We start from the raw sequence: 18,738 nt of genomic DNA, 5'->3' as shown, positions 1-18,738 counted from the left end.
TGTAATTTATAATATTCTAGTTGGTAATTTTTATAAAAAGTTGAGTTATTTCATCTCATAAATATTTAGATTACGATGCTACATCATTTAAAAATAAATAATTACACCAACTACGGCGGTACAACTCAAGACTTTAAATTGTCATATCAAATTTTTGGACCTGAATTGCACACGGCGCCAATAGTTTTGGTAAATCATGCACTTACAGGTAATTCTGATGTTGCAGGTGAAAACGGTTGGTGGTCTGCATTAATTGGCGATGGTAAGTGTATTGATACACAAAAATATACCATATTAGCTTTTAATGTGCCAGGTAACGGTCATGATGGTTTTGTTATTGAAAATTATAAGGATTTTGTAGCACAAGATATTGCAAAACTTTTTTTATTAGGTTTAGAAGAGCTTCAGATTTCAAGATTGTTCGCACTTATAGGAGGTTCAATGGGAGGCGGTATCGCTTGGGAAATGATTGCTTTAAAGCCAAACCTTACGCAACATTTAATTCCTGTAGCGTCAGATTGGAAATCAACAGATTGGTTAATTGCAAACTGTCAAATTCAAGAACAATTTTTAATTAACTCAAAACAACCTGTACATGATGCTCGTATGCATGCAATGTTATGCTATCGCACACCAGAATCTTTTAAAGAACGTTTTAAAAGAAGTACAAATGAAGAGTTGCATGTTTTTAATGTAGAAAGTTGGTTAACGCATCACGGTACTAAATTACAAGAGCGTTTTCAGTTATCGGCGTATAAATTAATGAATCAATTGTTAAAAACAATTGATATTACCCGTGATAATAAAGATGCCTTTAGCCAGATTGAAAAAAGTGCAACGAACATTCATATTATTGGTGTAGATTCTGATTTGTTTTTTACTGCAGAAGAAAACAAAGATACTTTTAAGCAATTAGCCCAAGTGAACAGTAATGTTACTTATGGGGAAGTTAGATCGTTACATGGTCATGATGCTTTTTTAATTGAATTTCAGCAAATGGAACAATTATTAAAGAGAGTCTTTGATCAGAATGAAACGAGTCAGCGAATTAAAATATTAAAATTTGGAGGGAAATCTTTAGCAAATGGTGAGGGTTTACAAAGAGTTTTGAATATTATCACTACTAAAGTTAACAATGGTGAGAATATTGGTGTCGTACTTTCTGCAAGAGGTAAAGCAACAGATCAATTGGAAGTCATTCTTAAAAAAGCAGCTTTAGGAAAAAAGTATACTGACGATTTTGAAGCTTTTAAAACATACCAAGTAAATGATTTTAATATTGATTTATCCAAGGAGTTTACAGAACTAGAAAATTTATTTTCAGGTGTTTCTTTATTGGGTGATTATAGTACAAAAATTAAAGATCAAGTTTTAGCTTTTGGGGAATTAATCTCAGGTAAGGTTACTACAAAATTATTAAATGATAATGGTGTTAAAGCATCGCTTATTGATTCAAGAGGTTTAATTAAAACAGATACTAATTTTGGTGATGCTCAGGTTTATGAGGCACTTTCAAAAGAGAATGTGTTGACTGCTGTTTCAAAATTAGATGCAAATACAATACCTGTTATCACGGGTTTTATAGCGTCAAGCAGAGATAATGAAACCACTACTTTGGGTAGAAATGGTAGTAATTATTCAGCATCTTTAATAGCAAACTTTTTAGATGCTGCTGAATTGCAAAATTATACACATGTTGATGGTATTTACACTGCTAACCCTGATTACGTGGCAGATGCAAAAAGAATAGAAGAACTGTCGTATAGCGAAGCGAATGAATTAGCGAATTTTGGAGCAACAATATTGCATGCAAAAACAATTATTCCGTTAATTGAAAAAAATATTCCACTGCGTATATTAAACACTTTTAATGATGATAATAATGGAACATTGATAAGTGCGAAGACAAGTGAAGAAGGTATAAAATCCCTCTCTGTGATTGAAGATGTGGCCTTGGTTAATTTTGAAGGTCGTGGTTTATTGGGTAAAGTTGGTGTTGATGCGCGTGTTTTTAAAGCGCTTAGTGCAAATAATATTAGTGTAAACATCATTTCACAAGGTTCATCAGAACGTGGGTTAGGTTTTGTGGTTGATGCAGATAAAGCTCTTAAAGCAAAAGAAGTTTTATTAGAAGAATTTACTTCTGATTTTGCAACTAAAGATGTGAATATGATTACGGTTTCAAATGATGTCTCAGTAATTTCAATTGTTGGGCAAGATTTGAGTTCTTTTCATAAGCCATTTAATGAGTTAATAAAAAATCAGATAGTCCCGTTATTGTTCAACAATACGGTTACGGGTAAAAACGTGAGTTTGGTTGTAAAACGCTCCGATTTGTATAAAGCATTAAATGTGATGCATGGTCAGGTTTTCGGAATTAGTAAAAAAGTTAATATTGCTGTTTTTGGTCACGGAAATGTAGGTGGAACTTTAATAGATCAAATATTAGCATCTGCAGAAAGTATTGAAGAGCGTAAAGGAATACAATTAAATGTTTTTGCTGTAGCAAATTCAAGAAAAGTAGTACTAAATAAAAAAGGTATTTCTAAAAACTGGAAAGCTGAGTTAGATGAAAATGGAGTAGAATTTAATTTAGATTCGATTTTTGATTTTGCAAAACAGCATCATTTAGAGAATTTAATTGCAGTAGATAATACAGCGAGTAAAACTTTTGTAGAGTCCTATTCAAGAATGATTGAAAATGGTTTTGATTTAGTTTCGTCAAATAAAATTGCAAATACATTGAGTTTTAATTTTTACCAGAACTTGAGAGCAGAATTAGAGAAAAGTCAGAAGCAATATTTGTATGAAACTAATGTGGGGGCAGGGTTGCCTTTAATTGATACTATTAAGTTGCTACATTTGTCAGGTGAAAATATTACTCAAATTAAAGGGGTGTTCTCTGGTTCTCTGAGTTATATATTTAATACTTTTTCAGAAGTAGATAGGCCATTTTCTTCTATATTAACTGAGGCAATGAAAAAAGGTTTTACGGAGCCTGATGCTCGTGAAGATTTATCGGGTAATGACGTGGGAAGAAAGTTATTGATTTTAGCTCGAGAGTTAGATTTAAGTAACGAGTTTTCAGATGTAGATATTCAGAATTTAATTCCGAAAACATTACATAATGTAGATGTGGAGGAGTTTAAAAGTAAATTAGAAACACTAGATCCTATCTTTGATAAAATTAAAGAAGAGCAAAAGCCAAATCATGTTTTGCGATATGTTGGTGATCTATCTGGTGATTTACAAAAAGAAAAAGGTAATTTAGAGGTGAAATTAATATCTGTGCCTAAAGAAAGTGCTTTAGGACAAGTAAAAGGGTCGGATTCTATTATTGAAATATATACAGAATCGTACGGAGAAAATCCTTTAGTAATTCAAGGAGCAGGAGCAGGAGCAGCAGTTACTGCACGTGGGGTTTTTGGTGATATCTTAAGAGTAATTGAGAAGAATTAACTTCATATATTTAGTTATTGAAGCTTAAAAAAATAATACTTATAAAATGAAAAATAATTTCGAAACAGAAGCAATTAGAACTCAAACAGAGCGTTCGCAATTTTTAGAGCATTCTACGCCAATGTATGTTACTTCAAGCTTTGTGTTTGAAGATGCGGAGGATATGAGAGCTTCTTTTGGTGAAGAAAAAGATCGTAATATCTACTCGAGATATTCTAATCCAAATTCAAATGAGTTTATAGAAAAAGTTTGTAAAATGGAAGGTGCTGAAGCTGGTTTTGCTTTTGCATCAGGTATGGCTGCAGTTTTCTCAACATTAGCGGCATTGGTTGATAGTGGGGATCATATTATTTCTGCACGTAATATTTTCGGTTCTACACATAATTTGTTTGCAACTTTTTTCCCAAAATGGAATGTATCGTCAGACTATTTTGAAATTGATGATTTAGATTCTATTGAGAAATTAATAAAACCGTCAACTAAAATAATTTATGCTGAATCGCCAACAAATCCTGGAGTAGATGTTTTGGATTTAGAAGCCTTAGGTAAAATTGCTAAAAAGCATAATTTAATTTTAGTGATAGATAATTGCTTTGCAACGCCGTATTTACAACAACCAATAAAGTTTGGAGCAGATTTAGTAATTCATTCAGGAACAAAATTAATGGATGGTCAAGGCCGTGTATTAGCAGGTATTACTGTTGGTAGTGCCGAATTAATGGACAAAGTATATCGTTTCTCTCGTATTACAGGTCCTGCACTTTCGCCATTTAACGCATGGGTAATATCAAAGAGTTTAGAAACTTTGGCTGTTCGTGTAGATCGCCATTGTGAAAACGCTTTAAAATTAGCGGAGTTTTTAGAAAACCATCCAAAAGTGAATTGGGTAAAATATCCTTTTTTGAAGTCTCACCCAATGTATGAGATTGCTAAAAAGCAAATGAAAGCAGGTGGAACTATTGTTGCTTTTGAAGTAAAAGGTGGTTTGGAAGCGGGAAGAAACTTTTTTGATTCAATAAAATTATTGTCTTTGTCGGCTAATTTAGGGGACTCAAGAAGTATTGTAACACATCCGGCATCAACAACACATAGCAAATTAACAACGCAGGAAAGAGAAGCTGTTAATATCACTGATGGTACTGTTAGGTTGTCAGTAGGCTTAGAGCATATAGATGATATTATTGCTGATGTTAATCAGGCACTAGGATAGTTAGTATTATTTTAAATTAACAAATAAAGCCTCTATATTTATATAAATATAGAGGCTTATTAAATATAGTGTTCTTGTTTTTTATAGTCCTAAAGCTGTTACAGCTGGGTCATCAGTTAAAAATGCATAGGCTCTCCAAACTGTATTGTAATTTGTATTTTGCCATAGTACTTCACCGCTATCACTAACTTCCCAGATAGTACCATCTCTACCTTCGGCAATTAAAGTATTTCCATTACTCATGCGAACGCCACTACCTAAACCGGAAGAATATAGTTCAGAGTCTGTAAAACTCCAAGTTACTGTAGGTTCGTTATCTTGACCAGCAACTAATTCATAAGGGGGATTTAGAACATATTCCACTACTTCAGATTGATTATCATAGACGTCATTCGCAAAAACTAACATATTTCCTGTGTCTAGTAAATTAGGGTAATGAACATTGTTTAAAGTAATATCGCCAACATTATCATATGCAAGCGGATTACCAAAACGATATACTAAATCTCCTCCTAAATTATAGTTTCCACCACTACTCGTGCTAGCCTCAGCAGTTGTGGTACTATGGTCTAAAACCCAGACTTCACTATAATTATTTACAGTGATATATAAAATATCATTAGTTTCATCTAAAGTTAAACCATTAAAATGCATTAAATCTCCATTTTCTTGCGTATTGTTATAGTTAATGTCAACTTTATTTGGGTTATCTACAACAACACCATAATTTTCTTTTGTACTATCGTAGTCCTGTACCAAATGGTCAATAACATGCCATTCCCAAACTATTTCTTCTGTCAAAGGATCCATTTCAATAATAGCATCTGGAAAAATATCTAAATTTTCTGAAAATCCTAATTCACTTGCTTCTGCAGAAGTTACTTTTTCCCAAACAGGAAAAATAATATTTCCACTTGATAAATATTCAACATCGTGGTGAGCCATATAATCATCACCTGAGTAATAAGAAACTTCCCAGTCAATGGTTTGGTCAGCATTAATTTTACGCATAATTCCACCATAACCTCCTAAGGTGATTTCTGGATTGTCACCTTTAAGGCAAACAACTAAACTTCCATCATCTAAAAGGTTGACATCGTTTCCTAAACTTCTGTCAAATTCCCATTCAAAAAGTTCATCACCATCGTGATTTATTAAATATGCACCTTGGTTATTTGTATCAGCAACTAAAATATAAGAATCAGTGTCAATAGCACTTTCTTCGGTGCTTTCGTCATCGGTTTCATCTGTAATTGTTTCAGAATCATCACTGCTACAAGCACTAAAAGTAACAAGTGATGTTAGAATTATAAGTTGTAATAAAGGTCTAAAGTAAATTTGCTTTTTCATTTTCTTTCGTTTTCATTAAGTTCATATACTGGTATAACCTTTTTTATTGTAATAAATTTTATTTATTCAAAAGTAATCAGTGAATAGGTGTTATCTTTCAGTGAACTTTAATTTATTAATTCATAAACCACTTAAAAACATTAATTCTAGTTAATATATAGGATTTAAAGGTTTTGTGAAATTTGAGTATCTTAGCCACTTATGTTATCAAAAAAGACAAAATACGGATTAAAAGCACTTACTTTTTTAGCGCGACAAGAAGGTAAAAAACCAGTGCAAATTTCTGAAATAGCAAATGCTGAAAACATATCTCAAAAGTTTTTAGAAACCATATTATTGTCTTTGCGAAAAACAGGGTTTTTAGGAAGTAAAAAAGGTAAAGGTGGCGGTTACTACTTAATTAAAGATGCTACAGAAGTTAAAATGGCAGATGTTATGCGTGTCTTAGAAGGGCCTATAGCAATGGTGCCTTGTGTAAGTTTAAACTTCTATGAAAAATGTGACGATTGCCCTGATGAAGCAATTTGTGGCGTGCACAAATTAATGCTTCAGGTGCGTGATAGCAATCTTGAAATTTACCGTAATACGATGCTTTCAGACTTAATTTCTTAGAGATTATTCCAAATTCTATTGAATAATTGTTAGCTTTTCTTTCTTTTTTTTATAAATCTACTAAAACCATAGGGTAATAGTAATTTTATACAAGTATTAACGTCTTAGTATAAGAATAATAATTATTTTTGAAAACTCTATTAGTTTGATAGGGTAATAGAAAAGATTAATCACATGATAGCAGATCAATTGATTTTAGATAAAGAAAATACGAAAACGACTTACAAGGAAGATGCAAAATCTGAAGATCCTAGAAGAAGCATTGTTAAGTCAATTAGTTGGAGGGTTATTGGAACAATAGACACGGTAATTATTTCGTGGATTGTAACGGGGACTTTAAAGTTAGCTTTTTCAATAGGTATTGTTGAGCTTTTTACAAAAATGATACTGTATTTTTTCCATGAAAGAATGTGGAATAAAATTAAATGGGGTAAATAAGAAATACGAGTTATGGCTTTTACAGAAGAAAACATACAAGATTGGAATACTAAGTTTGCTGATGCTTCACCTGCAGCTATAATAGCATTTGCTTTAGAGCAAAATAGTAATGCAGTAGTTACAACAAACTTCAGACCTTACGAGGTAAATATTTTACATGCAGTTACTGCTGTAAATAAAGATATAAAAGTAATTTGGTGTGATACTGGTTATAATACACCAAATACTTATAAGCATGCAGAAGAGTTAATTGAAAAATTAGGTTTAAATATTCATTTATACGTACCTAAGCAAACATCATCTCATAGAGATGCGGTGATGGGTATTCCTGGTATTGATGATCCTAATCATGCAATTTTCACGGAGCAAGTAAAATTAGAGCCTTTTGGTAGAGCAATGGCAGCACATAAACCTCAAGTATGGTTTACAAACCTTAGAAAAGGACAAACTGCTTTAAGAAACTCATTAGATATTTTTAGTGTAAGTAAAGACGGTGTTTTAAAAGTAAGTCCGTTTTATCACTGGGATGATGCTAAATTAGATGCTTATTTAGAGGAGAATAAATTACCAAATGAGCATAAATATTTTGACCCAACAAAAGTTTTAGAAAATAGAGAATGTGGTTTGCATACCTAGTATTTTCAGTTTAAACTTGAGTATAGAATAAAGAATTAAAATAAAAAGATGAATAAAGATACATCGCATATAAATCCATTAGAAAACGAGGCAATTTACATTATAAGAGAAGTTGCTGCTCAATTTGAGAAACCAGTTTTATTATTCTCAGGTGGTAAAGATTCAATTACGTTAGTTCGTTTGGCGCAGAAAGCATTCTGGCCAGCAAAAATTCCGTTTCCTTTAATGCATATTGATACAGGTCATAATTTTCCTGAAACAATAGAATTTAGAGATCGTTTAGCAAAAGAATTAGGGGTTGAGTTAATTGTACGTAATGTGCAAGATTCGATTGATGCAGGTAAAGTAAAAGAAGAATCTGGTAGATATGCTAGTAGAAACTCTTTGCAGACAACTACGTTATTAGATGCTATTGAAGAGTTTAAGTTTGATGCTTGTATTGGTGGTGCTCGTAGAGATGAAGAAAAAGCAAGAGCTAAAGAACGTATTTTTTCAGTTCGTGATGATTTTGGTCAGTGGGATGAAAAAAGCCAACGTCCTGAATTATTTGATATGTTGAATGGTGATATAGAATTAGGTCAAAATGTACGTTGTTTTCCAATTTCTAACTGGACAGAATTAGATGTTTGGTCTTATATTCAAAAAGAAGAAATTGAAATTCCATCAATATATTTTGCACACAAACGTAAAACATTTGTTAGAGATGGTATGATTTGGTCTGCTGAAGATGATATCGTTTTCCGTGATGAAGATGAGGTTGTTGAAGAGCGTTTGGTTCGTTTTCGTACTGTAGGTGATATGTCTTGTACAGCAGCAGTACTTTCTGATGCAGTTAGTATTGATAAAGTTGTAAGTGAAATTAGAGACTCAAGTATTTCTGAAAGAGGTGCGCGTATTGATGATAAGCGTTCTGAAGCAGCAATGGAGAAAAGAAAACAACAAGGATACTTTTAATAGTTGATTTTAAATAAAAAATCAACTTAAATAAAAATATAGATTGATGCTTTTAAAGTGTCAAACAACAACAATAAAATAATGGAAGTACTAAAAATAGCAACAGCAGGTAGTGTAGATGACGGTAAGAGTACCTTAATCGGTAGAATTCTATACGATACAAAATCACTTACGAGTGATAAGTTAGAGGCTATCGAAAAAACAAGTAAGCAAAAAGGATATGACTATTTAGACTTTTCTTTAGCAACTGATGGTTTAGTAGCTGAGCGTGAGCAAGGTATTACTATTGATGTTGCACATATATACTTTTCTACGGCTAAGAAAAGTTACATTATAGCAGATACTCCAGGTCATGTAGAATATACCCGTAACATGGTAACAGGTGCATCTACATCACAAGCGGCAATTATTTTAATTGATGCTCGTAAAGGTGTAATTGAACAAACAAACCGTCACTTCTTTATCAATAACTTACTTCGTGTAAAAGATGTTATTGTAGCGATTAATAAAATGGATTTAGTTGATTTTTCGGAAGAAAGATATAACGAAATCAAAGCTGACTTTACAGAGTTAATGGCAAAGAGAGATTATCAAGATCAAAATATTACATTCATTCCAGTTAGTGCTTTAAAAGGTGATAATGTTGTAAATGAATCTGAAAATACACCTTGGTATTCTGGTCAAACACTATTAGAGCATTTAGAAGGTTTAGATAGAAAAGATATTTTTAATTCAGGTACACCACGTTTTCCAGTACAATCTGTAATTCGTCCTAAGACTGATGATTTTCATGACTTTAGAGGTTTTGCAGGTAAAGTATATGGCGGTGAATTAAGTGTTGGTGATGAGGTGGTTGCTTTGCCTTCACAAACAAAATCTAAGATTAAAGAAATTTACGCTTACGATAAAAAATATGAAACTGCTTCAAGACGTTCGTCTGTTACTATTACATTAGAAGATGAAATCAATGTAAGTAGAGGTGACATGATTGTTAGAGCAAATGAGTTGCCACAAATAGAAAAACAATTTACAGCTGTAATTTCTTGGATGGATTCAGACCAATTAAAAGCAGGTGGTAAATATATTGTTCAACATGGTGTGAATAAAGTATTAGCTAAGGTTGATAAAATTCACCATAAAATAAATCCAGATTATTCAGGTATTGATGAAAACGTTGAAGGTCTTGGAATGAATGATATAGCAAAAGTTACTTTTAAATTAAATAAGCCAATTTTCTTCGATGCATTCAAAGATCATAGAACAAACGGTTCGTTTATTTTAATTGATACCAAAACGAATAATACAGTAGGAGCTGGATTTATTCAGTAAATAATATAAAAATAGTAGTATTTTAAAAGTGTTTGTCACTTTCATTAAAACTGCTCAATACTCAAAAACATGCAAAGTTTTAGAACAGAAATAGAAAATCCAATTGTAGAAAAAGATATTATCGATTTAGCAAACAAAATTGATATGTTTCACAATGGTAAGATAGATGAAGAAAAATTTAGAAGTCTTCGTTTAGCTCGTGGGGTTTACGGTCAGCGTCAAGAAGGCGTACAAATGATTCGTATTAAATTACCTTACGGTAAAGTTTCTTCTGAACAATTAAGAAGAATATGTGATGTTTCTGAAGAATATTCTAGAGGGCGTTTACATATTACAACGCGTCAAGATATTCAAATTCACTATGTGGATTTAAATAGAACTCCTGAATTGTGGGCTGAACTTGAAAAGTCTGATATAACATTGCGTGAAGCTTGTGGTAACACAGTGCGTAATGTAACAGCAAGTGAAACGGCTGGTATTGATGTTGATGAGCCTTTTGATGTTTCACCTTACGCACATGCATTGTTTCAATACTTTTTAAGAAACCCTATCAGTCAAGAATTAGGAAGAAAATTTAAAGTTTCTTTCTCTTCAAGTGATGCTGATACCGGACTTTCTTACATGCATGATTTAGGATTTATTGCTAAGATAGAAAATGGAGTAAGAGGTTTTAAAGTTATGCTTGGTGGTGGTTTAGGTTCGCAACCTCGTCACGCTGAGTTGTTGTATGACTTTTTAGAATCTGATAAAATAATTCCTTTAATGGAAGGTGTTGTTCGTGTTTTTGATAGATACGGAGAACGTAAGAGTAGAGCAAAAGCACGTTTAAAATTCTTAATGAAAGATTTGGGATTAGATGGTTTTAAAGCTTTATTAGAAGAAGAGCAATTAGCTGTTCCTGTAAAATCATTTTCAATTGACGCTGAAGCGTATCCAAAAGCTCAGATTGCTGAGGTTGAGGTTCCAAATGTAACTATAGAAGATCAAAAAGCTTACGATGCTTGGAAATCTACTAACGTAATTGCTCAAAAGCAAGAAGGTTATGTCGCTATTGGTGTGAAGGTTTTATTAGGTGATTTTTACCTAAAAGAAGCTCGTGCTTTAGCAGATTTAATTCAAAAGTATGCTGCTGATGAAATTAGATTAAGTTTACGTCAGAATATATTAATCCCTTATGTAAAAGAAGAATTATTACCTTTCTTTTATGCAGAATTAAGTAAATTAGGGTTTACGGAAGCTGGTTACAATAAGGCGATAGATATTACAGCGTGCCCAGGTACAGATACCTGTAATTTAGGTATTGCAAGTAGTACAGGTATTGCTGATGAGTTAGAAAAAGTAATGAAAGAAGAGTACCCTGATTATATTAATAACCCAGATGTGGTAATTAAAATCAGTGGTTGTATGAATGCTTGTGGTCAACACAACATGGCAAATATTGGTTTTCAAGGGATGTCTGTTCGTACAAAAGATAAATTAGTTGCGCCAGCTTTACAAGTATTGTTAGGTGGTGGTAATATGGGTAATGGTGAAGGTAGATTTGCAGATAAAGTTGTAAAAATACCAAGTAAAAGAGGTCCAGAAGCTTTGCGTATTATCTTAAATGATTTTGATGCAAATGGTGATGGAGCTTCATTCCCAACGTACTATGCTGAAAAAGAGCAAATGTATTTTTACGATTTATTGAAAGATTTGACTGATGTTACTAACTTAACAGCTGATGATTTTATCGATTGGGGTAATTCAGAAGAATACGTAAAAGCAATTGGTGTTGGAGAATGTGCTGGTGTAGTTATTGATTTAATTGCAACTTTATTATTTGAGAGTGAAGAAAAAATACAAACAGCAGAAGCTACTTTCGAAGAAGGTAAGTGGGCGGCAAGTATTTATCACTCATATTCTTCAATGGTAAATACTGCAAAAGCAATACTTACTGCTGAGAATGTAAAAACAAATACACATGCGGCAATTATCAAAGATTTTGATGAGAAGTTTGTAGCAAATAATAGAATTGGTTTAGAAATAGGATTTGAGGAATTTATTCTTCAAATTAATAAAAATGAGCCATCAGAGGAATTTGCTAAAAACTATTTAGAAGATACAAAAAGCTTCTTGAAAAAAGTTCAAGAATTTAGAAATGCAGATCTAGCAAACGCATAATGAATAAGAATCAACAACATACAAATTCAGGGGCAACAGGAAAACTGACCGTAATTGGTGCGGGTCCTGGTGATCCAGATTTAATCACTCTAAAAGCAGTGAAAGCATTGCAATTAGCAGATGTGGTTTTGTATGATGCGTTAGTAAATCCGGAATTATTAAACCACGCAGTTAATGCAGAGCTAGTATTTGTGGGTAAGCGAAAAGGTTGTTATTCGTATCAGCAAGAGCAAATAAATGAACTGATTGTAGAGCGTGGTAAAACACAAAATGTGGTTCGTTTAAAAGGGGGTGACCCATTTATATTTGGTCGCGGAGCTGAAGAAATGGAATATGCGGCACAATTTGGTTTGCAAGTTGCAATGGTGCCTGGTATTTCATCATCGGTTGCTGTTCCTGCATCGCAAAATATTCCAGTTACTAAAAGAGGTGCCTCTGAAAGTTTTTGGGTAATTACAGGAACAACAAAAGAACATAAGTTGTCTAATGATGTTGCTTTAGCGGCAAAATCTAATGCAACAGTGGTTATATTAATGGGAATGTCAAAATTACCTGCTATTGTCAGTTTGTTTAAAAAAGAAAACAAACAAAAAACACCAATCGCAATTATTCAAAACGGAACTCGTGAGAATGAAAAAATTGGTATAGCGACAATTGAAACTATTGAAAAGGTAGTTGAAAATAAACAATTGACAAACCCAGCTATTATCATTATTGGCGAAGTAGTAAATCATAGAAGCGCACTACAAAGTGCAATAGAAACATATAAACAAAGTGACCAAGTAACAACATTATAATTAGTCAATGTTATTCAGTCATTAATTTTTTGAATTAGTAGAGAGATGATAAAAACAGATATCTTAATTATTGGAGCAGGACCAACAGGTTTGTTTACCGTTTTTGAAGCAGGATTATTAAAATTAAAATGTCATTTAATTGACGCATTACCACAAACTGGTGGTCAATGTTCAGAAATATATCCAAAGAAACCAATTTATGATATTCCAGCTTTCCCTGAGGTTTTAGCAGGAACATTAGTTGATAATCTAATGGAACAAATTAAGCCTTTTGAAGCAGGTTATACATTAGGTGAACGTGCTGAGACTTTAGATAAGCAAGAAGATGGTTCATTTATTGTAACTACTAATAAAGGTACAAAACACCATGCGCCAGTTGTTGTAATTGCTGGTGGCTTAGGTTCTTTTGAGCCAAGAAAACCTTTAATTCCGAATATCGTTGATTATGAAGATAAAGGGGTTAATTACTTTATTAAAGATCCAGAAGTATATCGCGATAAAAAAGTTGTAATATCTGGTGGTGGAGATTCAGCTTTAGATTGGGCTATTTTCTTAGCGGATGTTGCTTCAGAGGTTTCTTTGGTACACCGTAGAAATGAATTTAGAGGAGCTTTAGATTCAGTTGAAAAAGCAAGAGAATTAGCAAAGCAAGGTAAAATTCAATTACATACTGAAGCTGAAGTTATTGGTGTTGCAGGCGATGGAAAGGTAGAGTCTGTTACTATTAAGCATAACGATGCCGAAAAAGGACAAACTGTTCTTGAAGTAGATAACTTTATTCCATTATTTGGATTATCTCCTAAATTAGGACCTATTGGTAGCTGGGGCTTAGAAATTGAGAAAAATGCTATTAAAGTAAATAATGCAAAAGATTATCAAACAAACATACCAGGTGTTTTTGCTATTGGAGATGTGAATACATACGAGGGTAAATTAAAATTAATTTTATCTGGTTTCCATGAAGCTGCAGTTATGTGTCAGTTTGCATATCAAATTATAAACCCAGGAAAGCGTTATGTGATGAAATATACTACTGTTGGTGGTGTTGAAGGATTTGATGGTTCTAAAAAAGTAGCTAAAAAAGAAGTAGTGCAGAGCATATCGTAATAACTTTAATGTATTATAATAAAAGCCTTCCATTATTATGGAAGGCTTTTTCATTTTTGTTTATTCCAAAAACAATATGTAGGAGTTAAAAGTTAAAGTTGTAGATAATTTTAAAAGAAAAATATCGTTAATTTTAAACAAATCAATTTAACTAGAAAAATATAATTTATGGAATGGTTTTTAATGGTGCTTAAAAAGTACTCAGAATTTAAAGGTAGATCTAGAAGAAAAGAGTATTGGATGTTTTATTTGTTTAGTACAATAATTAGTGTGGTCCTTAGTATTATTGATGGGGCGGTATTGGGTCTAGAAGGCTTTGGAATAAACTCCATTTATAGCTTAGGGATACTTATTCCAACTTTAGCTGTAGGAGTTAGAAGAATGCATGATGTGGGTAAAAGTGGCTGGTTTTTATTAATTCCTTTTTACAATCTTTATTTATTATGTACTAATGGTGAAGTAGGTCCGAATCAATACGGTCTAGATCCAAAAAATCCAGATAGTGAGCTTAATGATATAGGTGTGTCAGAAGCTTAAAAAAGTATGGAGTGGTTTTTATTAGCTTTTAAAAAATATGCCGATTTTTCCGGTAGGTCTAGGAGAAAAGAATATTGGATGTTTGTGCTTTTTAATATAATAGTCGTTCTTGGAGTTGTTTTTATTGGAGCTGCAATCGGACTCGAGGAATATATAGCATATCCATTAGGGCTTTATATATTAACAATAATAATTCCTTCTTTAGCATTAGCTGTTCGTAGATTGCATGATCAGGGTAAAAGCGGATGGTATATATTAGTTCGTTTTGTTCCTGTAATTGGTGGGGTTTGGTTTTTGGTGTTAATGTGTGTTGAAGGAGACTCTATAACTAATGAATACGGACTAAATCCGAAAGACCCAATTAATAATGAACTTGATGATATAGGAGTTTCACAAGCTTAATAACAAACTATAAAAGAATTAAAAAAGTGAGAGGTGAAACATAGTTCTGTTTAACCTCTCTTTTTTAATTTAAAATATATTAGACAATCTTTTTTTACATGTTTTTAGTAAAGTGATTGTAATCTTTTAAAATACAAGTAATAAAGTTTTCAGCCGTAACACCTTCTTTAGGTTCTTCTTCAATTACATCAATTATTTTTTGCTTTATAATAAGTATCGTTTTAAAATCTTGTGATTTTCTAGCACGAATAAAATTTTCTTTTATAATACGCATATCATTATCAGAGAGTTTTATAACTGATAGGTAAGTTGGTTTATGATCATCTGAAACTTCTTGTAATATGGTGTGGCTAATATTTACTTTATTTTTTAGGGTGATAACTCCTGTGCCAGAAGCCATGCCGCCTAATCTTTGATGCTTTTTTGAACTCCCAATAGAAACTAAAGCAATAACACCAGAAAAAATATTAATGTCAACAAAACGCATCACCCATCTAATGAAAAAGTCTAAAAAACTAGCACGGTACCCATCAATTTTTACAACTTGAATTTTGGCTAATTTTTTCCCTATAGTTTGTCCATTCATTAGCGATTCAGAAACAATGGTGTATAAAAAAACGGGCGCACCTAAAATAATAATTACAGCCATGATGCTCCATGGGTCACTATCAAAATTCTCTTCAAAGGCTATACCTCCATTATTAGAAAGTCCTCCAAGAATGGTAATTACTAAGCCTACGTAAGCAATTTTTATTATTAAGTCAATAAAGTAAGCTAAAATACGTTCTCCTACTTCAGCGGCAGTAAAAGCTATTGTTACATTTTGAGTAGTAGTAATTTGTATTTCTGCCATTATATGATTTTATTTGTTAAGCATGAGAGAAATTGCCTTCATTAGACAAAATAAAGAAAAATGGTTACAATTTGAAAAAGCAATTGAGCAAAAAAAAATTGATAACCCTGATGATTTAGCAAATTTATACCTTCACTTAATTAACGATTTAGCTTATGCTCAAACATACTACAAAAAAAGTAAACTTGTAACATATCTTAATAATCTTGCAGTTCGGGTTTATCAAAAAATTTATCAAACAAAAAGAGAAGAGTCTAACGTATTTGTAAATTTTTTTAAAATTGAAGTACCGTTACTAGTCTATCAGTATAGGCGGTATATTCTATATTCTTTTTCTTTTTTTTTAATTGCTGTTTTAATGGGTATTGTATCCGCAGCGAATGATGATACTTTTGTTCGTTTAATATTAGGGAATAGTTACGTAAATGAAACATTACAGAATATAGAAAATGGTGATCCGGTTGCTATTTATAAAAGCGGTAGTAATTGGGGGAGTTTTATTGGTATAACATTTAATAATTTAAAAGTAGGACTTACAAGTTTTGCTTTTGGTGTTACTGGTGGTATTGGTACAGGTTATGTTTTGTTACAAAATGGAATTATGTTAGGCGCTTTTCAGTACTTTTTTGAACAAGAAGGTGTGTTGTGGAAAAGTGCAAAAGGTATTTGGATTCATGGTGCAATGGAAATTTTTGCGATTGTAATTGAAGGGGCTGCAGGGTTTATTTTAGGGGCAAGTATTTTATTTCCTAAAACATTTTCAAGAATAAATTCTTTTAAAAGAGGTATGCGTGATAGTATTAAAATTGTGATTAGTACATTTCCTTTTACAATTGCGGCAGGTTTCTTAGAAGGTTTTGTAACACGTTACTCAGATAGTATGCCTAATTTTTTGGCGCTTTTTATTATTTTAGGAACCCTTGGTGCAATCTCCTATTACTTCCTAGTTTATCCTTTTAAAGTGTATAAAAAAATAATTCCTACGACCATTGAAAAATAAAAAAACAGCATATTTGATATTGTTTATGTTTTATTTTTCGATAGGCATAACTACGGTGTTTGGGCAAGAAGCTATCGTTCCTAATCAACCAGAAGAAGTACGTGTGTTGCCAAATTCTTATAAAGAAGATTATAAAGGTGCAACCTATGATTATGTAGAGTCAATTTCATACGTCGATAAATTTAATGCTTGGTTAAAAGATTTGATTTCAAACCTGTTTAGTATTAGAGATGAAAATGCTTTAAACATAATAGAAAATCTTAAAATTCTGTTATATGTTCTAATAATAGGAGGCGTTGTTTTTCTTATTGTAAAAATGGTTTTAAATAAAGAAGGTAGGTGGTTGTTTAAAAGAAAGAAAGATGCGGCGAATGAACTTGATTATGAAATAGGAGAAAATATACAAGAGGTGAATTTTGAAGCTTTAATAGATGAAGCTTTGCAGGCTAAGGATTATCGTTTGGCAGTACGTTATAATTATTTATTGGTTCTTAAAAAATTAGATCAATATAATATTATTAGTTATGATTCTCAAAAAACTACTTATGATTATCAAATTGCTTTAGAGGGTACTGCCTATGCGACAGGTTTTAATAAAGCAACTTATTACTATACGTATATTTGGTACGGAGAGTTTGCTATTGATGAAAAAGAGTATACAACAGCATCCACTGTTTATTCGCAAATTTTAAAATCTTTTAAAAATGCGTAAAAAAACAATTTTTATAATTATTGGGGTTGTAGTTGTGAGCATTTTGCTTTTTTTGAATCAAGGTAATGAGTTAGATTGGACTCCTGCCTTTAATGAGAATGAGACAAAACCGTTAGACACTAAGGTTTTTTATGATCAACTTCCTTTTTACTTTAAGGGTAAATCTGCTAAGAAAATCTATACAACTTTTTATGAGTACGATCAGCATTTGCGAATGCAGGAAAAAGATACTTTAAAAAATTACGTTAGTGTATCGGGTAGTTATGATATTGATGATACTTCATTCAACTCTTTACTTCAATATGTAGATTATGGTAATGAGGCCTTTATTTCGGCATATTATTTTCCAAAATACATGCAAGATACATTGCATTTTAAAGTAGAGTATGATCCTGTAGAATTAAAACAAGAAGATAAAACCTTGTATTTATTTCACTCAAAAGATTCTTTAAAGTATTCTCCAAAAGTGCCTTATGGCACAAGTTATATTTCCGACTCTATTATGGAAGGAAAAAGATTGGGGTATTTGAAATCTTACGATAATAAAGACCATGCCAACTTTATAGGTGTGCCTTACGGTAATGGCATTTTTTATATTCATACTTCTCCTGAAGTTTTCACGAATTATCAAATGTTACAAGCTGAAAATACAGGTTATGTTAGCAATGTAATTTCATTTTTACCTACGTTACCAATTTTAGTAGATAAAGCCGTAAAGTTAGATCCTGAAATTAGTAGCAGTCCTTTGCGTTATATTTTATCAAAAGAACCGCTACGTTGGGGTTGGTATTTGTTACTATTAGCCATTGGTTTGTTTATGTTGTTTAATGCTAAACGTAGGCAACGCATTATTCCTATAAAAAATCCATTAAAAAATACAACAACGGAATTTGTACAAACAGTTAGTAATTTACATTATGAAGCAGAGGATTATAATGGTGTTATTCAAAAAATGATAGTCCATTTTTTAGAGCATGTACGAAGTAAGTACCATTTGTCTACCGATAAATTGAATGAAGATTTTGTAACTAAGTTGGCTTTGCGTTCTGGGAAACCTCTTGAAGAAATTCAACAACTAGTGAGTTTGGTCATAAAAATGAAATCACATCAATTTAGTACAAAAGAGCCTTTAAAAGCATTGAATAAAGAAATAGAAAAATTCTATAAACAATAATTCCACTA

Annotated in this window: 17 protein-coding genes; 15 read left to right on the top strand and 2 right to left on the bottom strand. The window is 32.1% G+C overall.

What is annotated here, in order from left to right:
* The first annotated feature begins 75 nt into the window (after positions 1-75).
* Both thrA and KO500_RS01720 read left to right on the top strand, forming a co-directional pair.
* Positions 76-3,459 (top strand): bifunctional aspartate kinase/homoserine dehydrogenase I, encoded by a 3,384-nt coding sequence (gene thrA / locus KO500_RS01725; protein WP_215954768.1) that lies wholly within the window; start codon positions 76-78, stop codon positions 3,457-3,459.
* A 46-nt stretch (positions 3,460-3,505) separates the two neighbouring features.
* Positions 3,506-4,669: a trans-sulfuration enzyme family protein gene (locus KO500_RS01720; RefSeq protein ID WP_215954767.1), complete on the top strand. Its 1,164-nt coding sequence runs from the start codon at positions 3,506-3,508 to the stop codon at positions 4,667-4,669.
* Positions 4,670-4,750: 81 nt separating this feature from the next.
* Here the strand turns inward: KO500_RS01720 and KO500_RS01715 are convergent, their stop codons facing one another.
* Positions 4,751-6,019 (bottom strand): arylsulfotransferase family protein, encoded by a 1,269-nt coding sequence (locus KO500_RS01715; protein ID WP_215954766.1) that lies wholly within the window; start codon positions 6,017-6,019, stop codon positions 4,751-4,753.
* Between the two features lie 201 nt (positions 6,020-6,220).
* On the opposite strand from KO500_RS01715, the gene KO500_RS01710 reads away from it, so the two are divergent.
* The 10 genes from KO500_RS01710 to KO500_RS01665 all read left to right on the top strand — a co-directional run bounded on the left by KO500_RS01710 (position 6,221) and on the right by KO500_RS01665 (position 14,991).
* A complete protein-coding gene (locus KO500_RS01710) occupies positions 6,221-6,631 on the top strand; it encodes an RrF2 family transcriptional regulator (RefSeq protein ID WP_215954765.1) in 411 nt (136 codons plus the stop codon).
* A gap of 174 nt (positions 6,632-6,805) precedes the next feature.
* Complete coding sequence (locus KO500_RS01705) at positions 6,806-7,069, top strand: DUF2061 domain-containing protein (RefSeq protein WP_215954764.1); 264 nt, start codon at positions 6,806-6,808, stop codon at positions 7,067-7,069.
* A gap of 12 nt (positions 7,070-7,081) precedes the next feature.
* Positions 7,082-7,705, top strand: coding sequence for a phosphoadenosine phosphosulfate reductase domain-containing protein (locus KO500_RS01700; RefSeq protein ID WP_215954763.1), 624 nt, complete (start codon positions 7,082-7,084; stop codon positions 7,703-7,705).
* Between the two features lie 48 nt (positions 7,706-7,753).
* Complete coding sequence (cysD, locus tag KO500_RS01695; RefSeq protein WP_215954762.1) at positions 7,754-8,659, top strand: sulfate adenylyltransferase subunit CysD; 906 nt, start codon at positions 7,754-7,756, stop codon at positions 8,657-8,659.
* Between the two features lie 81 nt (positions 8,660-8,740).
* Complete coding sequence (locus KO500_RS01690) at positions 8,741-9,988, top strand: sulfate adenylyltransferase subunit 1 (RefSeq protein ID WP_215954761.1); 1,248 nt, start codon at positions 8,741-8,743, stop codon at positions 9,986-9,988.
* A 69-nt stretch (positions 9,989-10,057) separates the two neighbouring features.
* Complete coding sequence (locus KO500_RS01685) at positions 10,058-12,148, top strand: HEPN domain-containing protein (RefSeq protein WP_215954760.1); 2,091 nt, start codon at positions 10,058-10,060, stop codon at positions 12,146-12,148.
* Positions 12,148-12,945: a uroporphyrinogen-III C-methyltransferase gene (gene cobA / locus KO500_RS01680; RefSeq protein WP_215954759.1), complete on the top strand. Its 798-nt coding sequence runs from the start codon at positions 12,148-12,150 to the stop codon at positions 12,943-12,945. The genes KO500_RS01685 and cobA overlap by 1 nt, the downstream gene beginning before the upstream one ends.
* 45 nt (positions 12,946-12,990) lie before the next feature.
* Positions 12,991-14,052 carry an NAD(P)/FAD-dependent oxidoreductase gene (locus KO500_RS01675; protein WP_215954758.1) on the top strand — a complete coding sequence of 354 codons (1,062 nt, stop codon included), beginning with the start codon at positions 12,991-12,993 and terminating at the stop codon, positions 14,050-14,052.
* A gap of 168 nt (positions 14,053-14,220) precedes the next feature.
* The gene (locus KO500_RS01670; RefSeq protein WP_215954757.1) at positions 14,221-14,589 is read left to right on the top strand and encodes a DUF805 domain-containing protein; all 369 of its coding nucleotides are present in this window, start codon (positions 14,221-14,223) and stop codon (positions 14,587-14,589) included.
* A 6-nt stretch (positions 14,590-14,595) separates the two neighbouring features.
* On the top strand, positions 14,596-14,991 hold the full coding sequence (locus tag KO500_RS01665) for a DUF805 domain-containing protein (protein ID WP_215954756.1): 396 nt from the start codon (positions 14,596-14,598) through the stop codon (positions 14,989-14,991).
* 94 nt (positions 14,992-15,085) lie between these two features.
* Here the strand turns inward: KO500_RS01665 and KO500_RS01660 are convergent, their stop codons facing one another.
* Complete coding sequence (locus KO500_RS01660) at positions 15,086-15,844, bottom strand: RDD family protein (protein ID WP_215954755.1); 759 nt, start codon at positions 15,842-15,844, stop codon at positions 15,086-15,088.
* A 22-nt stretch (positions 15,845-15,866) separates the two neighbouring features.
* On the opposite strand from KO500_RS01660, the gene KO500_RS01655 reads away from it, so the two are divergent.
* Genes KO500_RS01655 through KO500_RS01645 form a run of 3 tightly spaced genes read left to right on the top strand, consistent with a single transcriptional unit; the run spans position 15,867 to position 18,730 of the window.
* Entirely contained in the window at positions 15,867-16,844 is a 978-nt protein-coding gene (locus KO500_RS01655; RefSeq protein ID WP_215954754.1) for a stage II sporulation protein M, read from the top strand.
* Positions 16,834-17,556: a hypothetical protein gene (locus tag KO500_RS01650; RefSeq protein ID WP_215954753.1), complete on the top strand. Its 723-nt coding sequence runs from the start codon at positions 16,834-16,836 to the stop codon at positions 17,554-17,556. The genes KO500_RS01655 and KO500_RS01650 overlap by 11 nt, the downstream gene beginning before the upstream one ends.
* Positions 17,549-18,730, top strand: coding sequence for a DUF4350 domain-containing protein (locus KO500_RS01645; RefSeq protein ID WP_215954752.1), 1,182 nt, complete (start codon positions 17,549-17,551; stop codon positions 18,728-18,730). The genes KO500_RS01650 and KO500_RS01645 overlap by 8 nt, the downstream gene beginning before the upstream one ends.
* Positions 18,731-18,738 lie beyond the last annotated feature (8 nt).

It is taken from the genome of Cellulophaga baltica (assembly GCF_018861125.1).
Classification (GTDB): Bacteria; Bacteroidota; Bacteroidia; order Flavobacteriales; family Flavobacteriaceae; genus Cellulophaga; species Cellulophaga baltica_A.
This window is presented reverse-complemented; position numbering and strand designations above follow the sequence as displayed.

What these genes read in the sequence shown, in the direction of transcription:
- thrA (WP_215954768.1), top strand. Translation starts at nt 76, where the DNA reads ATGCTACATCATTTAAAAATAAATAATTACACCAACTACGGCGGTACA.
- KO500_RS01720 (WP_215954767.1), top strand. Translation starts at nt 3,506, where the DNA reads ATGAAAAATAATTTCGAAACAGAAGCAATTAGAACTCAAACAGAGCGT.
- KO500_RS01715 (WP_215954766.1), bottom strand. Translation starts at nt 6,019, where the DNA reads ATGAAAAAGCAAATTTACTTTAGACCTTTATTACAACTTATAATTCTA.
- KO500_RS01710 (WP_215954765.1), top strand. Translation starts at nt 6,221, where the DNA reads ATGTTATCAAAAAAGACAAAATACGGATTAAAAGCACTTACTTTTTTA.
- KO500_RS01705 (WP_215954764.1), top strand. Translation starts at nt 6,806, where the DNA reads ATGATAGCAGATCAATTGATTTTAGATAAAGAAAATACGAAAACGACT.
- KO500_RS01700 (WP_215954763.1), top strand. Translation starts at nt 7,082, where the DNA reads ATGGCTTTTACAGAAGAAAACATACAAGATTGGAATACTAAGTTTGCT.
- cysD (WP_215954762.1), top strand. Translation starts at nt 7,754, where the DNA reads ATGAATAAAGATACATCGCATATAAATCCATTAGAAAACGAGGCAATT.
- KO500_RS01690 (WP_215954761.1), top strand. Translation starts at nt 8,741, where the DNA reads ATGGAAGTACTAAAAATAGCAACAGCAGGTAGTGTAGATGACGGTAAG.
- KO500_RS01685 (WP_215954760.1), top strand. Translation starts at nt 10,058, where the DNA reads ATGCAAAGTTTTAGAACAGAAATAGAAAATCCAATTGTAGAAAAAGAT.
- cobA (WP_215954759.1), top strand. Translation starts at nt 12,148, where the DNA reads ATGAATAAGAATCAACAACATACAAATTCAGGGGCAACAGGAAAACTG.
- KO500_RS01675 (WP_215954758.1), top strand. Translation starts at nt 12,991, where the DNA reads ATGATAAAAACAGATATCTTAATTATTGGAGCAGGACCAACAGGTTTG.
- KO500_RS01670 (WP_215954757.1), top strand. Translation starts at nt 14,221, where the DNA reads ATGGAATGGTTTTTAATGGTGCTTAAAAAGTACTCAGAATTTAAAGGT.
- KO500_RS01665 (WP_215954756.1), top strand. Translation starts at nt 14,596, where the DNA reads ATGGAGTGGTTTTTATTAGCTTTTAAAAAATATGCCGATTTTTCCGGT.
- KO500_RS01660 (WP_215954755.1), bottom strand. Translation starts at nt 15,844, where the DNA reads ATGGCAGAAATACAAATTACTACTACTCAAAATGTAACAATAGCTTTT.
- KO500_RS01655 (WP_215954754.1), top strand. Translation starts at nt 15,867, where the DNA reads ATGAGAGAAATTGCCTTCATTAGACAAAATAAAGAAAAATGGTTACAA.
- KO500_RS01645 (WP_215954752.1), top strand. Translation starts at nt 17,549, where the DNA reads ATGCGTAAAAAAACAATTTTTATAATTATTGGGGTTGTAGTTGTGAGC.